Origin of the sequence: Bradyrhizobium sp. KBS0727, assembly GCF_005937885.2 — a bacterium.
In the GTDB taxonomy this organism is placed as follows: Bacteria; Pseudomonadota; Alphaproteobacteria; order Rhizobiales; family Xanthobacteraceae; genus Bradyrhizobium.
On sequence record NZ_CP042176.1, the window covers coordinates 6305042 to 6324620 of the forward strand.

At 64.0% G+C, this 19579-nt stretch carries 19 protein-coding genes; 7 read left to right on the forward strand and 12 right to left on the reverse strand.

From position 1 onward, the window contains the following. The first annotated feature begins 112 nt into the window (after positions 1–112). Positions 113–601 carry a 5-(carboxyamino)imidazole ribonucleotide mutase gene (purE, locus tag FFI89_RS29460; protein ID WP_138831007.1) on the forward strand — a complete coding sequence of 163 codons (489 nt, stop codon included), beginning with the start codon at positions 113–115 and terminating at the stop codon, positions 599–601. After that, positions 598–1701, forward strand: a complete 1104-nt coding sequence (locus FFI89_RS29465) for a 5-(carboxyamino)imidazole ribonucleotide synthase (RefSeq protein ID WP_138831008.1) — start codon at positions 598–600, stop codon at positions 1699–1701. The genes purE and FFI89_RS29465 overlap by 4 nt, the downstream gene beginning before the upstream one ends. A 22-nt stretch (positions 1702–1723) precedes the next feature. Here the strand turns inward: FFI89_RS29465 and aqpZ are convergent, their stop codons facing one another. Further along, on the reverse strand, positions 1724–2437 hold the full coding sequence (aqpZ, locus tag FFI89_RS29470) for an aquaporin Z (RefSeq protein ID WP_138831009.1): 714 nt from the start codon (positions 2435–2437) through the stop codon (positions 1724–1726). A 262-nt stretch (positions 2438–2699) separates the two neighbouring features. Between aqpZ and rpsU the strand changes: the two genes are divergently transcribed. Continuing rightward, entirely contained in the window at positions 2700–3005 is a 306-nt protein-coding gene (rpsU, locus tag FFI89_RS29475) for a 30S ribosomal protein S21 (protein WP_138831010.1), read from the forward strand. A gap of 263 nt (positions 3006–3268) precedes the next feature. After that, complete coding sequence (locus FFI89_RS29480) at positions 3269–3844, forward strand: tetratricopeptide repeat protein (RefSeq protein WP_246669545.1); 576 nt, start codon at positions 3269–3271, stop codon at positions 3842–3844. Positions 3845–3999: 155 nt separating this feature from the next. On the opposite strand, the gene FFI89_RS29485 is transcribed toward FFI89_RS29480, so the two are convergent. The 11 genes from FFI89_RS29485 to FFI89_RS29535 all read right to left on the reverse strand — a co-directional run bounded on the left by FFI89_RS29485 (position 4000) and on the right by FFI89_RS29535 (position 13360). Beyond that, entirely contained in the window at positions 4000–4977 is a 978-nt protein-coding gene (locus tag FFI89_RS29485; RefSeq protein WP_138831012.1) for a hypothetical protein, read from the reverse strand. Positions 4978–5139: 162 nt separating this feature from the next. After that, positions 5140–5424 carry a cupin domain-containing protein gene (locus tag FFI89_RS29490; protein ID WP_138831013.1) on the reverse strand — a complete coding sequence of 95 codons (285 nt, stop codon included), beginning with the start codon at positions 5422–5424 and terminating at the stop codon, positions 5140–5142. Positions 5425–5470: 46 nt separating this feature from the next. Further along, complete coding sequence (locus FFI89_RS29495) at positions 5471–6568, reverse strand: calcium:proton antiporter (RefSeq protein ID WP_138831014.1); 1098 nt, start codon at positions 6566–6568, stop codon at positions 5471–5473. Between the two features lie 54 nt (positions 6569–6622). Further along, positions 6623–7429, reverse strand: a complete 807-nt coding sequence (locus FFI89_RS29500; protein WP_138831015.1) for an alpha/beta hydrolase — start codon at positions 7427–7429, stop codon at positions 6623–6625. Positions 7430–7453: 24 nt separating this feature from the next. Then, positions 7454–8854 carry an NAD(P)(+) transhydrogenase (Re/Si-specific) subunit beta gene (locus FFI89_RS29505; RefSeq protein ID WP_138831016.1) on the reverse strand — a complete coding sequence of 467 codons (1401 nt, stop codon included), beginning with the start codon at positions 8852–8854 and terminating at the stop codon, positions 7454–7456. A 53-nt stretch (positions 8855–8907) separates the two neighbouring features. Then, a complete protein-coding gene (locus FFI89_RS29510; protein ID WP_138831017.1) occupies positions 8908–9225 on the reverse strand; it encodes a proton-translocating transhydrogenase family protein in 318 nt (105 codons plus the stop codon). An 11-nt stretch (positions 9226–9236) separates the two neighbouring features. Further along, positions 9237–10364: a Re/Si-specific NAD(P)(+) transhydrogenase subunit alpha gene (locus FFI89_RS29515; protein ID WP_138831018.1), complete on the reverse strand. Its 1128-nt coding sequence runs from the start codon at positions 10362–10364 to the stop codon at positions 9237–9239. Between the two features lie 133 nt (positions 10365–10497). After that, positions 10498–10650 (reverse strand): aa3-type cytochrome c oxidase subunit IV, encoded by a 153-nt coding sequence (locus FFI89_RS29520; protein WP_138831019.1) that lies wholly within the window; start codon positions 10648–10650, stop codon positions 10498–10500. 95 nt (positions 10651–10745) lie between these two features. Beyond that, positions 10746–11132 carry a type II toxin-antitoxin system death-on-curing family toxin gene (locus tag FFI89_RS29525; protein WP_138831020.1) on the reverse strand — a complete coding sequence of 129 codons (387 nt, stop codon included), beginning with the start codon at positions 11130–11132 and terminating at the stop codon, positions 10746–10748. Next, entirely contained in the window at positions 11129–11410 is a 282-nt protein-coding gene (locus tag FFI89_RS29530) for an AbrB/MazE/SpoVT family DNA-binding domain-containing protein (protein WP_138831021.1), read from the reverse strand. Before FFI89_RS29530 ends, FFI89_RS29525 begins: the two co-directional genes overlap by 4 nt. A gap of 78 nt (positions 11411–11488) precedes the next feature. Further along, positions 11489–13360, reverse strand: a complete 1872-nt coding sequence (locus tag FFI89_RS29535) for a M3 family oligoendopeptidase (protein WP_138831022.1) — start codon at positions 13358–13360, stop codon at positions 11489–11491. 139 nt (positions 13361–13499) lie between these two features. Here FFI89_RS29535 and FFI89_RS29540 point away from each other — a divergent pair, with 139 nt between their 5' ends. From FFI89_RS29540 to FFI89_RS29550, 3 genes are all read left to right on the forward strand, one after another. Further along, positions 13500–14999 (forward strand): sigma-54 dependent transcriptional regulator, encoded by a 1500-nt coding sequence (locus FFI89_RS29540; protein WP_138831023.1) that lies wholly within the window; start codon positions 13500–13502, stop codon positions 14997–14999. A gap of 345 nt (positions 15000–15344) precedes the next feature. Continuing rightward, complete coding sequence (locus FFI89_RS29545; RefSeq protein ID WP_138831024.1) at positions 15345–17519, forward strand: L,D-transpeptidase family protein; 2175 nt, start codon at positions 15345–15347, stop codon at positions 17517–17519. Between the two features lie 266 nt (positions 17520–17785). Beyond that, positions 17786–19420 carry a DUF882 domain-containing protein gene (locus tag FFI89_RS29550; RefSeq protein WP_246669294.1) on the forward strand — a complete coding sequence of 545 codons (1635 nt, stop codon included), beginning with the start codon at positions 17786–17788 and terminating at the stop codon, positions 19418–19420. The last annotated feature ends 159 nt before the right edge of the window (positions 19421–19579 follow it).

Sequence of the window (19579 nt, forward strand, 5' to 3'; positions counted from 1 at the left end):
ATTCACCAAGACAGGATAGTCCATTCCGGACCCCTTGCCACGCCTTGGATGGCGCCCGGGCCGCCCCTATAATGCGGCCTATGTTTCTGGATTCCCGAACAGAATTGACGAAATGACCGCACCCATCGCCATCATTATGGGAAGCCAGTCGGACTGGGAGACCATGCGCCACGCCGCCGAGACGCTGACAGCGCTCGGGGTCGATTGCGAAAAACGCATCGTTTCGGCGCACCGGACCCCGGATCGGCTGTTCGCCTTCGCCAAGGGCGCCAAGGCCGAAGGCTTCAAGATTATCATCGCCGGCGCGGGCGGTGCGGCCCACCTGCCGGGCATGGCGGCGGCGCTGACGGAACTTCCGGTGTTCGGCGTTCCCGTCGAATCCAAGGCGCTGTCGGGGATCGATTCGCTCTACTCGATCGTGCAGATGCCGGCCGGCGTTCCCGTCGGCACGCTCGCTATCGGCAAAGCCGGCGCCATCAACGCCGCGCTGCTTGCAGCCTCGGTGCTGGCGCTGAACGACCCGGCGCTGGCGCAGCGTTTGGCCGCGTGGCGCAAGCAGCAGACCGACGCCGTCAAAGAGCGTCCGGAGGGTTCGGCGTGACGGCTTCCCATCCCGTGAAGCTGAAGCCGGGCGACACCATCGGAATTCTCGGCGGCGGACAATTGGGCCGGATGCTGGCCATGGCGGCGGCGCGGCTCGGGCTGAAAAGCCAGGTGTTCTCGCCCGATCCGGATTCACCCGCCTTCGACGTGGTGCAGCACGCGACCTGCGCGGAATATGCCGACGTCGAAGCGCTGGAACTGTTCGCCAACGACGTCGACGTCATCACCTATGAATTCGAGAACGTGCCGGCCGCGACCGCGATGGTGCTGGCCGCACGCCGCCCGGTGCTGCCCGCGCAGAAGATCCTGGAGACCACACAGGACCGGCTGGTCGAGAAGGACTTCATCAAGCGGCTCGGCATCGGCACCGCCGACTACGCCGACGTGTCGTCGGCCGAGACCTTGCGCACCGCGATCGCGCGCATCGGCCTGCCCGCCGTCATCAAGACCCGCCGCTTCGGCTATGACGGCAAGGGCCAGGCGATCATCCGCGAGGGCGATGATCCCGGCCGGGTCTGGGAAGAGCTCGGCACCAAGTCCGCGATCCTCGAGGCCTTCATTCCATTCGAGCGCGAGATCTCCGTGATCGCCGCACGCTCGGCGGACGGCCATGTCGAGTGTTACGACGTCACTGAAAACGAACACCGCGACCACATCCTGAAGATTTCGCGCGCACCGGCCGCGATATCGGATGAACTGGCGGCGTCGGCGCGCGACATCGCGGGCCGAATCGCCGATGCGCTGGACTATGTCGGCGTGCTCGCCGTCGAGATGTTCGTGGTCGCCGGCAACGGCGGCCCGCACGTGCTGGTCAACGAGATCGCGCCGCGGGTGCACAATTCCGGGCACTGGACGCTGGACGGCGCCTCGATCTCGCAATTCGAGCAGCACATCCGGGCGATCGCCGGCTGGCCGCTCGGCAAGCCGGTCCGCTACGGCCCGGTCACCATGACCAACCTGATCGGTGACGATATCCTGAGCTACGAGCAGTGGCTGACGGTCCCCGGCGCAACCTTGCACCTCTACGGCAAGGGGCCGCCGCGGCCGGGTCGCAAGATGGGCCATGTCACCGAAGTGGCCCCGCTTTCCAAAGCATAGCCGGCAATCGCAGCTACACTTTTTACTTGCCCTCTACCGTGCCGGCCGGCTCGTCGCTGAGCCAGCGATAGATCACGCCGCCGAGCACGCCGCCGATCAGCGGTGCGATCCAGAACAGCCAGAGCTGCGCCAGCGCCCATCCACCGACGAACAGCGCCGGCCCGGTGCTGCGCGCCGGGTTCACCGAGGTGTTGGTGACGGGGATGCTGACGAGATGGATCATCACCAGCGCCAATCCGATCGCCAGCGGCGCAAAGCCCGCGGGCGCCTTGCCGTGAGTGGCACCCATAATGATGAACAGGAACATCATGGTCATCACCACCTCGGTGATGAAGCAGGCCACCAGGCTGTATCCACCGGGTGAATGGGCGTCATAGCCATTCGACGCAAAACCCTTGGTGACATCGAATCCGGCAGCGCCACTTGCGATCACATAGAGCAGCGCGGCGGCGACGATCGCCCCAACGACCTGTGCAATCACATAGGGCAGGATCTGGCCGGCCGGAAAACGCCCGCCCGCGGCAAGGCCGACCGTCACGGCAGGATTGAGATGGCAACCCGACACATGGCCGATCGCATAAGCCATCGTCACGACGCTCAGGCCGAACGCCAGCGACACGCCGACCAGGCCGATACCGACCTGCGGAAAGCCCGCAGCGATGACGGCGCTGCCGCAACCCGCAAAGGTAAGCCAAAAGGTTCCGATCGCCTCGGCGGCATATTTTTTGGCATTCATTGGTCGCCTCCCCGTGCTGCTTTTTAAATCGTTGGAACTAACTAGTAACGGCCCCGCAGAAGATATCCAACCCGCTGAATCGGGGGCGTACGGGCCGAATTTGTTTGAATTTCGTGCCTTTCCTTGGCTCAAATCCGCCTTCTCAGGTGGACATTCCCGAATTTGTCTGGTACATCGCCGCCCTCAGGGTTAAGGGCTAGGCCTTTTGCCAGCCCTTTGCTTTACCAGAATTCCTATCCGATCAATTGAAAGAGGATGCCGCGTGCAGGTTCTCGTCCGCGATAACAATGTCGACCAAGCTCTCAAGGCGCTGAAGAAGAAGATGCAGCGCGAGGGTATTTTCCGCGAGATGAAGCTCCGCGGCCATTACGAAAAGCCGTCCGAAAAGAAGGCCCGTGAAAAGGCCGAAGCCGTGCGCCGCGCGCGCAAGCTGGCCCGCAAGAAGCTGCAGCGCGAAGGCCTGCTGCCGATGAAGCCGAAGCCGGTGTTCGGCGCTGGTCCCGGTGGCGAGCGCGGTGCTGCCGCCGGCGGCCGTGGTGGCCCGGGTGCAGGTCGCCCGCCGCGCTGAACAGTTACGCGGATCTTGAAATACGATAACGCGGGCCTTGCGCCCGCGTTATTTTTTGGTGCCACGCGATCCTGCGCGGTTTCCGTCCGCAAAGCCCGTTCCAGCTCTTGCTGCCATAGCCGCTGATGCATTTTGCGCTACGGCGGGTTACCAATGCCGGATTAGCGCGAGCATTTCCCGTAATGGCCCACCCGGCGCCCCCGCCCTCCTCCGGAGTTTTGCGTTTCCGGCGCCACGCGCCGGCGCCGGGCATTTTGGTGGCGATGATATGTTCGCTGCCGCTTGGCGGCTGCTCGTTCGATCTCGGATCGTGGGGATCGGACAAGGAAAAGCCGCAGCAGCAGGCCGAGCCAAAACCTGCCGACAATACCGGCGCCCTCAGCGTTGCCGACGCCCAGGGCTACGCGATGCGCGGCCAGGTCCTCGCCAAATCCGGCAAGAACGAAGAAGCGCTTGCGGAATTCGATCGGGCGCTCGCGGTCGATCCCTACAACGTGCCGGCGCTCTACGGCCGCGGCCTGATCCATCAGGGCGCAAAGGAACATCAGCAGGCGATCGAGGACTTTACCGCGGCCAATGGCCTGTCGCCGCAGAAGGCCGAGCCGCTGCTGGCCCGCGCGAACAGCTACTTCGCACTCGACAAGGTCAAGGAAGCGGTCGTCGATCTCGACGAGGCGGTGCAGGCTGACCCGAACAGTGCAGCAGCCTGGTCAGCCCGTGGCGCCGCCTATGAGCGGCTGGGCGACAAGGTCAACGCGTCCGCTTCCTACAACCGCGCACTCGCGCTGCGCCCGAGAGACGAAGCCGCGCGAAACGGCCTCGCGCGCACCGGCGGCTAGTTCTGATTCTCGGCGCGTTGTCTTCACGCGAACCGGTGACCACCCTCGGATCAAGTCCGACGGCATGCTTCGCTTAAAGCGCGATAGCTCTTGTTCTCGACGCGTTTTCTTTACGCGAACCGGAAACCACTTCGCTCGAAAACGCTACGTCTGGATTACTTCGGCAGGACGGCGTGGAAGAGGGATTTCGCCGTCGACAGCATGTCTTCGGCAACCGCCGAGGTCCGCTCGCGCACGGACGGCTCCGCGGCCTCGGCACGAAGGTCGAGCGGCCGGGAAACCGGAATCTCGGCCGGCGGTGTCGGACGGCTCGGATCGGCGGACCCGGCATTGGCCGCGTAAGGCGGCCGCGGCTGTGACGATCCCTGACCATAGGCATCCGCCGGCGGCGCCGAAACCATGATCGGCGGCGGCAGCGGCCGCACGGCAGGCCCGGCCGTCGCAGGCGCCGTCACGACGCGGGGCGCATCGACGGCACGTGAAGCCTCACGTGAGGTCTCTTGCACACGCGGTGAGGCGTCGCCATTGCCGCGCAGACGCTCGATGGCGGCGCGCGCCAGGTCGTTGGCATCGCGGCGCTCTTCCGGCACAACGGCGGCCTCGACCGGCGGTACAGGTGCAGGCGCGGCCGCAACCGGGGCGGCGGCAGGCGTGACGGGCTGCACCAGCGACGGCAGCACGACCCTTACTTTTTCTTTTTCACGTTCTTTTTCACGCGGCGCGGCCGCGTGACGGCGCGGATCGGCGGGAATGCTGGCGGTCTCGACGGGGGCATCGGCGGATTTTACGTCAGCCTTCGCCTCGGCCTTATCCTTGTCTTGCGCCTTTTCGACCACCGTCGGCCGTTCGGCGGCGGTCCTTTCCATCAGGCTCTTCTCGGAAACGCCCTTGGCCTTGACCCCCGCAGCCGGGAGATTGCCGACGTCCGCGGCCTCGGCCGGCTTCGCGTCAGCAGCCTTGCTCTCGCCCTTGGGCTCGACCCCCTTGGGGTCAGCAGCCGACACGGCGGCCGCGACAGGGGCGTCGGCGCCCGGCTTGGTCACGATGTAATGGTTGACGATGTACGCCCCGATGATCGTCGCCGCCACCGAGGGCAGGATGTCCAACGCAAATTTCTTCAGGTAATTCAGCATTCCGGCCACTCCCCGCGTGTCCTTGATGCGGGAACTTCTGGGCATATTGAGGGATCAACTGCGACGGATCGGTGGCAATTGGCCTATCCCCGCAACGTTTCGTGTAGTTGGAGGCTGCTCCCGGGATGTGACGCCGGCCCCTCGACGCCGGTCGGAGGCGGGTCAGGGCTTCAGTTCGACCTCCAGAAACACGATCTCGGTCGCGGTCTCGTTGAGCACGTCGTGCTGGACGCCGGCTTTGCGGAAATAGGACTTTCCGACCCCGAGCTGCGCCTTGGAGCGTTCGCCATTGGGCGCCACGATGGTCATCTCGCCCGCGGTCACCGGCACGATCACGTAGTCCATGCCATGGGTGTGATGGCCGGTCGCGCTGCCGGGCGCGAGCCGCCATTCGGTGACGCGGACTTCGGGGGTGTCGACCTGAACGTCGGATTTGGCGCTGAGCATCGTGGGGTACTCCAGGTAATTTCCGAGAAGTGCGATTTCCGGGACGTTACGGCACGAATACCATGAACAGGAACACGGCAAACACCACCATATGCACCAGCCCGAACAGGATGTTGGTGCGGCCGGTGCCAAAGGTGAGCATGCTGATGATGAAGGTCAGCACCAGCAGCACCATCTCCTGGGCGTTGAGCCCGAGTACCAGTTGCTTGTCGAGCGTGTAGGCCGCGACCGCCACCGCGGGCACGGTCAGCCCGATGGTGGCGAGCGAGGAGCCCAGTGCGAGGTTGATGCTCTTCTGAAGATCGTTCCTGCGGGCGGCGGTAACGGCCGCGACGCCCTCCGGCAGCAGGATCAGCAGCGCTACCACCACGCCGGCAAAGGCCGGCGGCGCACCAATGCTGGCAATGGTGATATCGACCACCAGCGAGAATTTCTTTGCCAGCAGCACCACCGCCAGCAGCGAGACCAGCAGCAGCGCAATACTCACGACCAGCATCCGGTTCGAGAGCTGTGATCCTTCGGTCGAGGCATCGGCGGCTTCGTTGATGAAATAATCGCGATGCCGGATGGTCTGGGTGTAGAGAAAAACGCCGTAGAGAAGCAGCGTCACGACACTGACGAAGCCGAGCTGGGCTGCCGAATAGATCGGCCCGGGCGCCGTCAGGGCGTAATTGGGCATGATCAGCGTGATCGTCGCCATCACGAACAACACGCTGAGATACAGGTTGGTGCCCGAGACCTGGAAATCCTGCTCCTTGAAGCGTAGCCCGCCAATGAAGATGCAGAGGCCGACGAGGCCGTTGCACACGATCATGACAACCGCGAACACGGTGTCGCGGGCCAGCGCCGGCACCGGCTTGTCGCCGAGCATGATGGTGGCGATCAATGCGACCTCGATGATGGTGACGGCGAGCGTCAACAGCAGCGTGCCATAGGGCTCGCCGATCCGCTCGGCGATGACCTCGGCATGATGCACGGCCGCGAACACCGTCCCGAACAGGATCGACAGCAGCACGGCCGCGAACACCAACCCGGCCGCCGATGGCGTGAATGTCAATCCAAGGCCGGTGGCGACGGCAAAGAGAGCGACCGCAAGGGCTGGAAATATCCACGCCGATTTCGGCATCGGTCCGTGTGCGCTCATGCGATCAATCCCTCAAAGGCCCGTGAATGGACGATGCAACCACCATAGCAGACGTCAGCCGCTTGCAGCGTCGACGAATCGACGCGCGGTTTCAACCGCGCCGAAATTGTCGAGATCATTGTGGCTGCCTTCCGGAAAGCGGACGAACCGCTTCGGTTCATTCGCCAGCGCAAACAGCCGTTCGCCGAAGCGGATGGGAATGGTGGCATCGCGCCCGCCATGCATGAACAGGGAGGAAACCTTGACCCCTGCAATCCGCGCATCTGAACGGAACGGGTCCCGCAGCACCAGCCGCACCGGCGCGAACCAGAAGGCGGCGGCGGCCACGTCCGCGATCGAGCTATAGGGCGCCTCCAGGATCAGCCGCGCGACCTTCTGTTCGGCCGCCAGCGCCACCGCAACGCCGGTGCCAAGCGAGAAACCCCAGACCACAATCCGCTCAGTGCCATAGAGGGCGGCCGTAAAGTCATAGGCGGCTGCCGCATCCATCAACAGTCCGCGCTCGCTTGGCTGCCCGCTCGAGCCGGCATAGCCGCGATAGGACAGTGCAACGACGCCGGTGCCGTCGGAAATCAGGTCGTGAAAGCGGCCGAAGAAGCCGGCGAGAAAATCGCCGTTGCCGTGGAAGTAGAGCACGACCGGATGGCCGGGCTTTGCCGGGACGTGCCAGACGATGACCTTCTCACCGTCTGCCGTGCCCAGCACATGCTCTTCCGCTTCGCCAAAGCCCGCCTGCTGCGGCGACGTGCGCACAACGGTCGGAACCGGAAACAGGAACGAGCGCTGCGCAAAGAACAGCACAACGAGACCGACGGCATAACCGACCGAAACGACAATCAGGAGCCATTTCAGGACGGTCATCAGTCCCGTCCGCAGGTCAAAACCTTACATCGCCTTGACGATGCTCTCGGTGACCTTCTTGGCGTCGCCGAGCAGCATCATGGTGTTGTCGCGGTAGAACAGGGGATTGTCGATGCCGGCATAGCCCGAAGCCAGCGAGCGCTTGATGAACATCACGGTGCCGGCCTTCCAGACCTGCAGCACCGGCATGCCGTAGATCGGCGAGCTCTTGTCTTCCTCGGCGGCCGGGTTGGTGACGTCGTTGGCGCCGATCACGAAGGCGATATCCGCCTGCGCGAATTCGGAGTTGATGTCCTCGAGTTCGAACACCTCGTCATAGGGCACGTTGGCTTCCGCCAGCAGCACGTTCATGTGGCCAGGCATGCGGCCGGCGACAGGGTGAATCGCGTACTTCACCTCGACGCCTTCCTTCTTCAGGATGTCGCCCATTTCGCGCAGCGCGTGCTGGGCCTGCGCCACCGCCATGCCGTAGCCGGGCACGATGATGACCTTCTGCGCATTCTTCATGATGAACGCCGCATCGTCGGCCGAACCGAGCTTGACGGGCTTCTGTTCACCGCCGCCACCGCCGCCCGCCGCCGCGGTCTCACCGCCGAAGCCGCCGAGGATGACCGAGATGAAGGAACGGTTCATCGCGTGGCACATGATGTAGGACAGGATCGCGCCGGAAGAACCGACCAGCGCGCCGGTGATGATCAGCGCCGAATTGCCGAGCGTGAAGCCGATGCCGGCCGCGGCCCAGCCGGAATAGGAATTCAGCATCGAGATCACGACCGGCATGTCGGCGCCGCCGATCGGAATGATCATCAGCACGCCGAGCGCCAGCGCGATGATGGTGATCAGCCAGAAGTCGAGCGCGCTGCCCGACATCACGAGGCCGACGATGAAGAACACCAGCGCCAGCGCCAGCGCGATGTTGATGTAATGACGCCCTGGCAGGATGATCGGCGCGCCGCTCATCCGTGCCGACAGTTTCAGGAACGCGATCACCGAGCCGGTAAACGTCAGCGCGCCGATGGCGACGCCGAGCGACATTTCGACCAGGCTCTGGGCATGGATGTGGCCGGGCGTGCCGATGTCGAAGGCTTCGGGCGCGTAGAACGCGCCGGCGGCGACCAGCACCGCGGCCATGCCGACCAGCGAGTGGAAGGCAGCGACCAGTTCCGGCATCGAGGTCATCGGCACCCGGCGCGCAATCACGGCGCCGATCGAGCCGCCGATGGCGATGCCGAGAACGACCAGGATCCAGGCGACACTGTCGGCCGGCGGATGGCTGGCGAGGGTGGTCACCACCGCAATGCCCATGCCGACCATGCCGAAGAAGTTGCCCTGCCGGGAGCTGGCCGGACTGGACAGCCCGCGCAGCGACAGGATGAACAGCACACCCGCCACGAGATAAAGAACAGCTGCCAGATTGGCGTTCATCTCAGGTCCCCATTGTCTTCGTCACCACGAGGTGCACGCCTATCACTCGTCATTTACCTGGCCTTCTTCTTGTACATCGCCAGCATGCGCTGGGTGACAAGGAAGCCGCCGAAAATATTCACGCAGGCGAAGATCAGCGCGATGAAGCCGAAGCCCCGCGCCCAGCCCGAGCCGCTCGAAATCATGCCGACGCCGACCGCGAGCAGCGCGCCGACCACGATCACCGAGGAGATCGCATTCGTCACCGACATCAGCGGCGTATGCAGCGCCGGGGTCACCGACCAGACCACGAAATAGCCGACGAACACCGCGAGGACAAAAATCGACAGCCGGAATACAAAGGGATCGACGACTTGGGCGATGTGCTCCATGGCTTCTCTCCTTACGCTTTCGGCTGGAAGTTCGGGTGGATGACGGCGCCGTCCTTGGTGAGCGCGGTGGCTTTCACCAGTTCGTCGTCCCAATTGACCGCGAGCGTCTTGTTGGGCTTGTCGATCATGGTCTCGATGAAGTTAAACAGGTTGCGCGCGTAAAGGCTGGAGGCGGATTGCGCCACCCGGCCCGCGACATTGGTGTAACCGACGATCTTGATGCCGCCGACATCCGCGACCTCACCGGCCTTGGCACCCTCGACATTGCCGCCGCGCTCGACGGCAAGGTCGACCAGCACCGAACCGGGCTTCATCGACTTCACCATCTCGGCGCTGACGAGTTTTGGCGCCGGCCGGCCCGGGATCAGGGCGGTCGTGATCACGATGTCCTGTTTCTTGACGTGCTCGGCGGTGAGCGCGGCCTGCTTGGCCTGGTATTCTTTCGACATTTCCTTGGCGTAGCCGCCGGCGGTCTGGGCGTTCTTGAATTCCTCGTCCTCGACCGCGAGGAATTTGGCGCCGAGCGATTCAACCTGCTCCTTGGTTGCCGGCCGCACGTCGGTCGCGGTGACGACGGCACCTAGCCGTCGCGCCGTTGCAATCGCCTGCAGGCCGGCAACGCCGACGCCCATGACGAAGACTTTTGCCGCCGGAATGGTGCCGGCCGCGGTCATCATCATCGGAAAGGCGCGGCCAAAGGCCTCGGCTGCCTCGATCACGGCGCGGTAACCCGCAAGGTTGGCCTGACTCGACAACACGTCCATCACCTGCGCGCGGGTGATGCGCGGCATCAATTCCATCGCAAACGCCGAAATGCCGGCATCCGCCATCGCCTTCAGCGCAGCATCGTTGCCATAGGGATCCATGATGGCGATGACCAGCGCGCCGCGCTTGTACTGCGCAAGCTCCGAGGCCTCGGGCCGCTTCACCTTGATGATGATGTCGGCGTCCTTCAGGGCGTCGGCGCTGACGGTGGCGCCGACCGCGGTGAATTCGGAGTCCGGCAGGCCCGACTTGATGCCCGCGCCCGGCTCGATCGCGATATCGACGCCCAACGCCTTGAATTTCTTCACGGTGTCGGGGGAAGCGGCGACCCGCGGTTCGGACGGATCGATTTCCTTGGCAACGGCAATCTTCATGGGCCCTCCGGCGGCGCGAGAAGCGCGCGCGCAAGCAAACTAGCGTTATTTCCGCCAGCCAGGATACCGGTTTCGCAACCGGACGAGATGCAAATTTTCAGATCGCGCCCTCATTGGCAGCGCAGGGAGGGGGTCAGGTCAGGAAATAGCCCATCAGGGCAACGATGATGACAACGGCCACAGTGCCATATTTGACCAGCATGATGAAGCCTTCGTAGGTCTGCTCATGGGCCGGATAGTCGTTGCCGTCGGCGGTGGTGTAGGCAACTTCGTTATGATCAGCCATCGGTGTCCCCAGTCAAAGATCGGATTCCAGCGTCGAAATAGCGCAAAGCGCCTGCAAGGGCAACGCCGGACGGGGCCGGATTCCCGCTTATCGGGTCATTCGGACGGCCAATTGTCACGGATCCAGCGGGTCAGGCTTTCCTCGCTGACCTCACCTGCGGCAAGGGAGAGGATGATGGCGGTGGCGTGCGCTGGCTCGGGAGCAAAAGGTATATCGTTGCCGCGCAGGAAGACCATCATGGCGTGGAACGCAATACGCTTGTTGCCGTCCACAAACGCATGGTTACGGGCGAGACCGAACGCGTAGGCTGCGGCGAATGCAGCCATATCCTTTTGCCCGTCATTCCATTGGTTGACTGGCCTCAGGACCGCCGTGTCGAGAAGGCCCTGATCCCGGATGCCTTCCGATCCACCGAATATCGCCAGTTGCTCCGCATGCATGTCGACGACTTCGTCGACATCGAGCCAGATCGGCTCACTCATTTTGCGAGCGCAGCGAACGTATCGCGGTATTCGTGCATGACCTTGCGAGCGATTTCCATGGTTCGCGCATGCTTGGGGTTGAACGGCGAAAGGCGCAAGCTGCCGTCCGGTTGCTCAACCGGATAGAATTTGTCCCCCTCTTTGAGATTAAGCCGGGCAAGAAGCTCTTTCGGCAGGATCACGCCAACCGAATTGCCAATCTTCCGAATTTGAAGGGCGTTGTCCTCAAGCTTGTATTCGCGAGGGGCCTCGCTCAAGCCGCGCGGTTTTTTGTTCATGGCGTATTCTCCGTTATACAAATTGTATAACAGAATTACACCCACCGTTCAACAAATGTTTTACGCCCCTGCGCGGCCTCAGCCCATCGCCTCCAGTTCGTCGATCATGCCCGCGATCACGGACAGCCCGCCGTCCCAGAATTTGGGGTCCCTGGCATCGAGCCCGAACGGCTTGAGCAACTCGGAATAATGCTTCGTGCCGCCGGCGGCGAGCATCGCCAGATAGCGCTCGGCGAAGCCGTCGGCGGCATTCTCGTAGACCGCGTAAAGCGAGTTCACCAGGCAATCGCCGAACGCATAGGCATAGACGTAGAACGGCGAATGGATGAAGTGCGGGATATACATCCAGAAGTTCTCGTATCCCGGGCGGATGTCGATCGCCGGCCCAAGGCTCTCGCCTTGCACGCTGAGCCAGATCTCGCCGATGCGTTGCGCAGTCAGTTCGCCGTTCTTGCGCTCAGTGTGGATGGCACGCTCGAACGAATAGAACGCGACCTGCCGCACCACGGTGTTGATCATGTCCTCGACCTTGCCGGCGAGCAGCGCCTGGCGCTGTTTGGCGTTTTTGGTTTCTGACAACAGCCGCCTGAAGGTCAGCATCTCGCCGAACACGCTGGCTGTTTCCGCCAGCGTCAGCGGCGTCGGCGCCATCAGCGCGCCGTTCTTCGCCGCCAGCACCTGATGCACGCCGTGGCCGAGTTCATGCGCCAACGTCATCACGTCGCGCGGCTTGCCCTGGTAATTCATCAGCACGTAAGGATGCGCCGACGGCGTGGTCGGGTGCGAGAACGCGCCGGGCGCCTTGCCGGGCCGCACCGGCGCGTCGATCCAGCGATCGGTGAAAAACCGCTCGGCGATATCGGCCATCTCGCCGGAGAAACCGCGATACGCCGTCAGCACCATCTTCTGCGCCTCGGGCCAGGCGATGGTGCCGGTCGCCGCGAACGGCAGCGGCGCGTTGCGGTCCCAATGCGCGAGCTTTTTCTTTTTGAACCAGCCGGCTTTCAGATTGTAATAGCGGTGCGACAGCCGCGGATAGGCCGCGCGAACCGAGCCGACCAGGGCATCGACGACTTCGCGCTCGACGCGGTTGCTGAGGTGGCGGGAATCCGCCACGTCCTGAAAGCCGCGCCAGCGATCGGAAATCTCCTTATCCTTGGCTAGCGTATTGGTGATGAGCGCGAAGGTCCGCTCATTGTCCTTGAAGGTCTTTGCCAGCGCCTGCCCCGCGGCCTTGCGCTTTTCCGGCGCGCGGTCCTGCAACAGGTTCAGCGTCGGTTCGATCGCGAGCTCCTTGCCACCGACCTTGAAGCGCAGCCCCGAGATGGTCTGATCGAACAGCCGGTTCCAGGCGGCATAACCGCTCTGGGACTTTTCGTGAAACAACTGCTCGACGCGATCTTCGAGCTGGTACGGCTTGTCCTTGCGCAGGTCCTCGATCCACGGCCGGTAGTGACCGAGCTCTGGCGTCTGCATCGCACGCTCGATCACAGCATCGTCAACGCGGTTGAGCTCGAGCGCGAAGAACAGCAAGTGCAACGACGCTGCCGTCAGTCGCTCGGAAACATCGCCGTAAAATTTGGAGATCGCGGGATCGACGCTGTCGCCGGCATGCACCAGCCCGGCATAGGAGCCGAGCCGGCCGGCAAGATCATCGATCGCCTCATAGCGCCTGACCGCCCCGGCGAGCCAGCGACCGCCATCTTCCCGCGCAACGCCTTCAGCCAGCTTGCCTTTGTAGTCCGTCTCAAACACGACGCATTCTGAATCCATCTTCTCCAGGTCACGCGCGATTTCGGGCGCGTCGATGCCGGAATAGAGATCCGCCAGATTCCATTCCGGCAACTTGCCGGTTTTGGATTTGGCTGCGGATTTGGCTGGAGGCTTTTTGGACGTCGATTTGCGTTGAGCGGTCGACTTGCGAAGAGCGGATGAGGAGCGCGAGATCATCTTGTTCGAAACCTGTGTTCAGTCGTTAAGGCTATGTCGGCGGAAACAGAGCGGGACGGCAACGTTTAAGAGTGCGTTAATCGGCATCGGCGAGAGTGCCCCGATTCGAGACAGATAGTTGTAACGTGCGGGGAAAACCATGGCTGCCACCATTTTGATTGCCGATGACGACGCGGTACAGCGCCGATTGGTTGAAAACATGGTGCAGAAGTGCGGTTACGAGCCCCTCGTCGTCGAGAGCGGCGACGCCGCGCTGGCCCTGCTGACCGCCTCCGACGCCCCGGTGATCGACGCCGTCGTGCTGGACCTCGTGATGCCCGGCCTCGATGGCCTCGGCGTGCTCGCGAAGATGCGCGACGCCGGCCTGAACATCCCCGTCATCGTGCAGACCGCCCATGGCGGCATCGACAATGTGGTTTCGGCGATGCGCGCCGGCGCCCAGGATTTCGTGGTCAAGCCGGCCGGCTTCGAACGGCTGCAGGTGTCGTTGCGTAACGCGCTCAACACCAGTGCGCTCAAGGGCGAATTGCAGCGTATCAAGCACAGCCGCGAAGGCCGTCTCACCTTCGCCGACATCATCACCCGCAGCGAAACCATGGCCGGCGTGCTGCGCACCGCGCAGAAGGCGGCAGCGTCCAGCATTCCGGTGCTGATCGAGGGGGAATCCGGCGTCGGCAAGGAATTGTTCGCCCGCGCCATCCATGGCACGAGCGAGCGCAAGGCCAAACCCTTTGTCGCCGTCAACTGCGGCGCCATCCCCGACAACCTCGTGGAATCGATCCTGTTCGGCCACGAGAAGGGCGCGTTCACCGGCGCCACCGAACGCCATATGGGCAAGTTCGTCGAGGCCTCGGGCGGCACGCTGTTTCTCGACGAAGTCGGCGAATTGCCGCTGGCTGCGCAAGTGAAGCTGCTTCGTGCGCTGCAGGAGGGCACGGTTGAGGCCGTCGGCGGCCGCAAGCCGGTAAAGGTCGACGTTCGCATCATTTCGGCGACCAACCGCAGGCTGCTCGATCTCGTCAAGAACGGCGCGTTCCGCGAAGACCTGTTCTATCGCCTGCATGTGTTGCCGCTGACGATCCCGGCCTTGCGCACGCGGCGCGAGGACGTCCCACATCTGCTGCGGCATTTCCTCGCGCGGTTTGCCGCCGAGGAAAACCGCACCATCTCCGGCATCAGCGGCGAGGCAGTGGCGCATCTGGCCCAGCTCGACTGGCCCGGCAACATCCGCCAGCTCGAGAACACGGTGTACCGCGCCGTGGTCATGAGCGAGAGCGACCAGCTTGGCCTTGCGGATTTCCCGCAAGCTGCGGCCCATGCCGGACCGGACGCACCGCTCTCGCATAGCGAACCGCTGGTCCTCGCGCCGTCAACGGCGCCCGCGATGGTATCGGGTAATGAAATACCGATCGCGCCACTGGCCGGCGCCGGCAGCCTTGCACTGCTGACCGCCACCGGCGAGGTGCGGCCGCTCGAGGAAATGGAAAACGAGATCATCCGCTTCGCCATTTCGCATTATCGCGGACAGATGTCGGAGGTCGCGCGCCGGTTGAAGATCGGCCGCTCCACACTCTATCGCAAACTCGACGAGGCTGCCGCCAACGACGCGGCCGAAGGCGGCGCGCAAGACGCGAATTGAACCGAGCGCAATTGTGGCGCTCCGGTGGCAATGATCGCGGCGAATCAAACGCATGGGTGATTCGGGAACCTTTGAACCGTTGCTTGCCGGTGACAGACAAAGGGCGGGCGGCGTGGCAAAACCTCGCCACCCAAAGCAATGGGTAGTTTGAGGTCAGTTTGTCGTGAGTTGCCCCGCATGGCGCTGGCTGCATCACAGGGGCACATGTATCGTCTGCGTTGACTCGTTGCGTGCAGGCGTACCGACGTGAGAACCGACAGAAGCCGGCGCTAGCGCGCAAGCTGTGACCAACGATACCTGACGACTGTTCCATGCCGGGGCAGTTTCGCCCAAGGGGGTGTGACGATGCGTGACTGTTCGACTAACCGTGCTGGATTTGACCGCGTCTTGATGGCCGTCGCGGCAACCTTCCTCGCGGTTTCCGCGACCTCGGCTCTGGCAGCCCAGTCGGATACGCCGCGCGCCAGCGCCGCCGAGCTCGCAATCGATGCGGCAGTCCCTCGTCCCGAACCCGCCAACGTTCCGCCGCCGGCGCCGGGCGATTTCAAGACCGATGCCACCGCATCGGTACCCGATGCAGCCAAGGCTGCAGAATCCAAGGCCACTGAATCCAAGGCGACCGAAACAACCCCTGAGCCGAGCACGACCGCGAAGGCGACCGAACCCAAGCCGGCCGAGATCGTCACCGCGCCTGCCGCCAAGACCGACGACACCGCGACGACGCCTCCGGCGGCGACCGCCACGGCACCCGCCGCCGAACCTGCCAAGGAGCCGGTGAAGGCTGCGAGCAATGTGGCCCCGGCCGATCAGCCGGTCGCCGACAAACTGCGCGACATGCTCGGCGGAAAGTCGCTGCGCTATTTCGACCGCAAGGCGGAGCGCGCGGCTGTCGAGAAGTTCTACTCGGCCCGTGAATACGCGCCGCAGTGGACCCAGGCCGGTCAATTGACCGCCAGCGCCAAGGGCGTGATTGCCCGGCTGAAGGACGCTGCCGCCGAAGGCCTGAACCCGGCCGACTACGCGCCGCCGGATTTCGCGGCTGCCACCTCGCCGGACCAGCTCGCCGATGCCGAGCTGAAGCTGACCGCCAGCATGCTGGACTATGCCCGCCAGGCCCAGAGCGGCCGCATGCACTGGTCGCAGGTCTCGGCCGACATTCTCTATCCCGAGCACCCGACCGATGCCGCCGAAGTGCTGGCCAACATCTCGACCGCCAAGGACGCTTCCGCCGCGCTCGACGGCTACAACCCGCCGCACAAGCTCTACAAGGAACTGAGGGCGAAGCTCGCCGAATTGCGCGGCCAGGGCGATGGACCGGTGGTGCAGATCGCCGATGGTCCGGCGCTGGCCTTCAAGGCCGGCACCAAGAAGCAGCCCGGCGTAGCGGTGGAAGATCCGCGCGTGCCGCAACTGCGCGCCAAGCTAGGCATCACCGAGAACGCCGACGACACCCATTACGACGCCAAGGTCGCCGAGGCCGTGCGCAAGTTCCAGGAGAGCGTCGAGCTGAAGCCCACCGGCGTGCTCGACGAGCGCACCGTGAAGGCGATCAACAGCCCGAAGCGTGACAAGCAGATCGACACCGTCATCGTCAACATGGAGCGCTGGCGCTGGCTGCCGCGTCAGCTTGGCGCAGCGAACATCGGCAATGCCTACGTCATCCTGAACATTCCCGACTACACGCTGAAAGTGATGCAGAACGGCGCCCAGGTCTGGACCACCCGCGTGGTGACCGGAAAGCCGGGCCAGCATGCCACGCCGCTGCTGACGGAAACGATGAAGTTCATCACCGTCAACCCGACATGGAACGTGCCGCCGTCGATCATCTACAACGAATATCTGCCCGCCTTGCAGCAGGACCCGACCGTGCTCGAGCGCATGGGTCTGAAGCTTGAGCGCGCCCGCGACGGCAGCATCCACATTTCGCAGCCGCCCGGTGAAGCCAACGCGCTCGGCCGCATCCGCTTCAACTTCCCGAACAAGTTCCTAGTCTATCAGCACGACACGCCGGACAAGAACCTGTTCGCCAAGGAAGATCGCGCTTACAGCCACGGCTGCATGCGGGTGCAGAATCCGGACCAGTACGCCGCGACCCTGCTCAACATCACCATGCCGAACGAACGCTACACGCCCGAGAAGATCCGCGGCATGTACGGCCACAGCGAGATCGACCTCAAGTTCCCGACGCCGATCCCGGTCAACATCACCTATCAGACCGCGTTCGTGGACGACGCCGGCAAGCTGCAGATCCGCAAGGACGTCTATGGCCGCGACGCCGCCATGCTGTCGCTGCTCAAGGGCAGCCGCAGCAAGGACCTCGAAAACATGGTCGCGCATGCGCAGCCGAGTTATTCGCGTCCGCCGGGCTCCAGCCTGCCGGCCGGCGTCAGCTTCGCCAGCGACACCACCTCTTCCGGCCCCTCGTTCTTCGAGCGGTTGTTCGGCGCGCCGTCCTTGACACCGCCGGCACCGGTCGGCCGTCGGCCGCAGCAACAGCAGCGGCGGGTCATCACCCGTTAATCCCTGCCGTCGGCAGGCAGCTGAAAATTCCAAACAAAATCAACGACCTCGTCCCTCGGGCGAGGTCGTTTACGTTAACCATTATCCATCTCGATTTCGGCACCGGGCACTTTTTCGCCATAGTCCACGGGTTAGGTTGGCGCTTGCTTGGGGGCGGGACGGTAAGCCTCGGTTAACCCTCCCGCTTTAAGAAAGCGTTCACCTTCTTTCGCTGGGGAAAGGCGAAGGAAATCTCTGAGCGCTCGTTCGACTGGGTGGGCTCATACGTGCTGGCTGGTTTCGCGCGCCAATTCAATCCGCTGTCTATGCCGAAGGCCGGATATCGAATCGGCCTGACGTCGCTATTGCTCCTCGCCGGAGCAGGCTCCGTCCATGACGCGACCGCGCTGAACGAAACCCGCACGCTTTCCTTCCACCACACCCATTCCGACGAAGACCTCACCGTCACCTTCAAGCGCGACGGCCGTTACGACGAAGAAGCGCTGAAGCAGCTCAATCACTTCCTCCGCGACTGGCGCAGCCAGGACCAGACCACGATGGATCGTCACCTGTTCGACATCCTCTGGGAAGTCTACCGCGACGTCGACGGCAAGAAGCCGATCCAGATCATCTCCTCCTACCGCTCCCCCGCCACCAACGCCATGCTCCGCCGCCGCTCCTCGGGCGTGGCGCGCTTCAGCCAGCACATGCTCGGCCATGCGATGGATTTCTACATCCCGGACGTGCCGCTGGAGCAGATCCGCTACGCCGGGCTCCGTTTGCAGCGTGGCGGCGTCGGCTTCTATCCGACCTCGGGATCCCCGTTCGTTCATCTCGATACCGGCAGCATCCGTCACTGGCCCCGCATGAACCACGACCAGCTCGCCAGGGTATTCCCGGACGGCCGCACGGTACACGTTCCCACCGACGGCAAGCCGTTGAAGGGGTATGAGCTGGCGCTGGCCGATATCGAAAAGCGCGGCAGTGGCGACGACGCCGCCACCGTCGGCAAGAAGCCCGGCCTGTTCGCCGCGCTGTTCAGGGGCAAGTCTTCCGAGGACGACGAGGAAGCTGCCGCGCCCGCCGTCAGCGCGAAACCCGCGACCGCGACCGCGACCGTCGTGGCCGCCGCAGCGCCGACGCCGCGCGCGAAGCCGCAGGCCGCAGCGACCCTGCAACTGGCCTCGGCCGACGCGCAGATCGTTCCGGCGCCGAAATCCAAGATGGAGGTCAAGACCGAGGCCAAGGCGGAAGCCAAGACAGAATCCACGCCTGCCGTGCTGGCCTCCAACGAGCCGAAGCCGCAGACGCCGGCCGATATTATCAACGCCCGCGGCTTCTGGGGCGATGTCCCGACAGAGGCCAAGCAGGCCAGCCCCGCGCAGGTCGCCGCCCTCAAGGCGCGCCAGGCCGTCGGCGCCGCCGATCCGCAGCCGACCGCCAGCGTCACGGAAGCCTTCAACAAGGCGCTCGCCTATGCGCCGGCCGCGACCTCACCGGTCGATCGCGCCAACATCGTCGCCGCTTCCGCACCGATCCCGCGCAGCGTCCACCCGACCCGCAATGCCGCGGTCGCCGCGACCGAGATCAATACCGTGGTCGCCAAGGGAGTTCAGGGTGGACCTCAGGGTCGGGACAGCGTGATCTCGACCTCGGCCCGCCTCGCCGCCGCCAAGGGCAACGATATCTGGATGCGGGTCGTGATGCTGGCGCCGAGCGCGAGCAACGCGATGTCGACGACGGTGCTCGGCGATACCGACATGACCCTGTTGCGCGGCTTCTTCGTCAAGCCGCAGGCTGCGATCGCGATGACCTTCTCGGACGATCCGATGATGGGCATGACCACCGACCGGTTCTCCGGTTCGGCGACCGCCAGACTGACGACGCAGTCGTTCACGCTGCGGACCGCGTCGCTGCGTTAAGCAGAACTCGTCATTGCCGGGCATAGCCGTACGAAGGACGTCGTCGCTTGCGCTCGCCATAGCCGTACGAAGGACGGCGTCGCTTCCGCTCGCCATAGCCGTACGAAGGACGGCGTCGCTTCCGCTCGCCTATGACCCGGCAATCGATCGCTCCTTCGC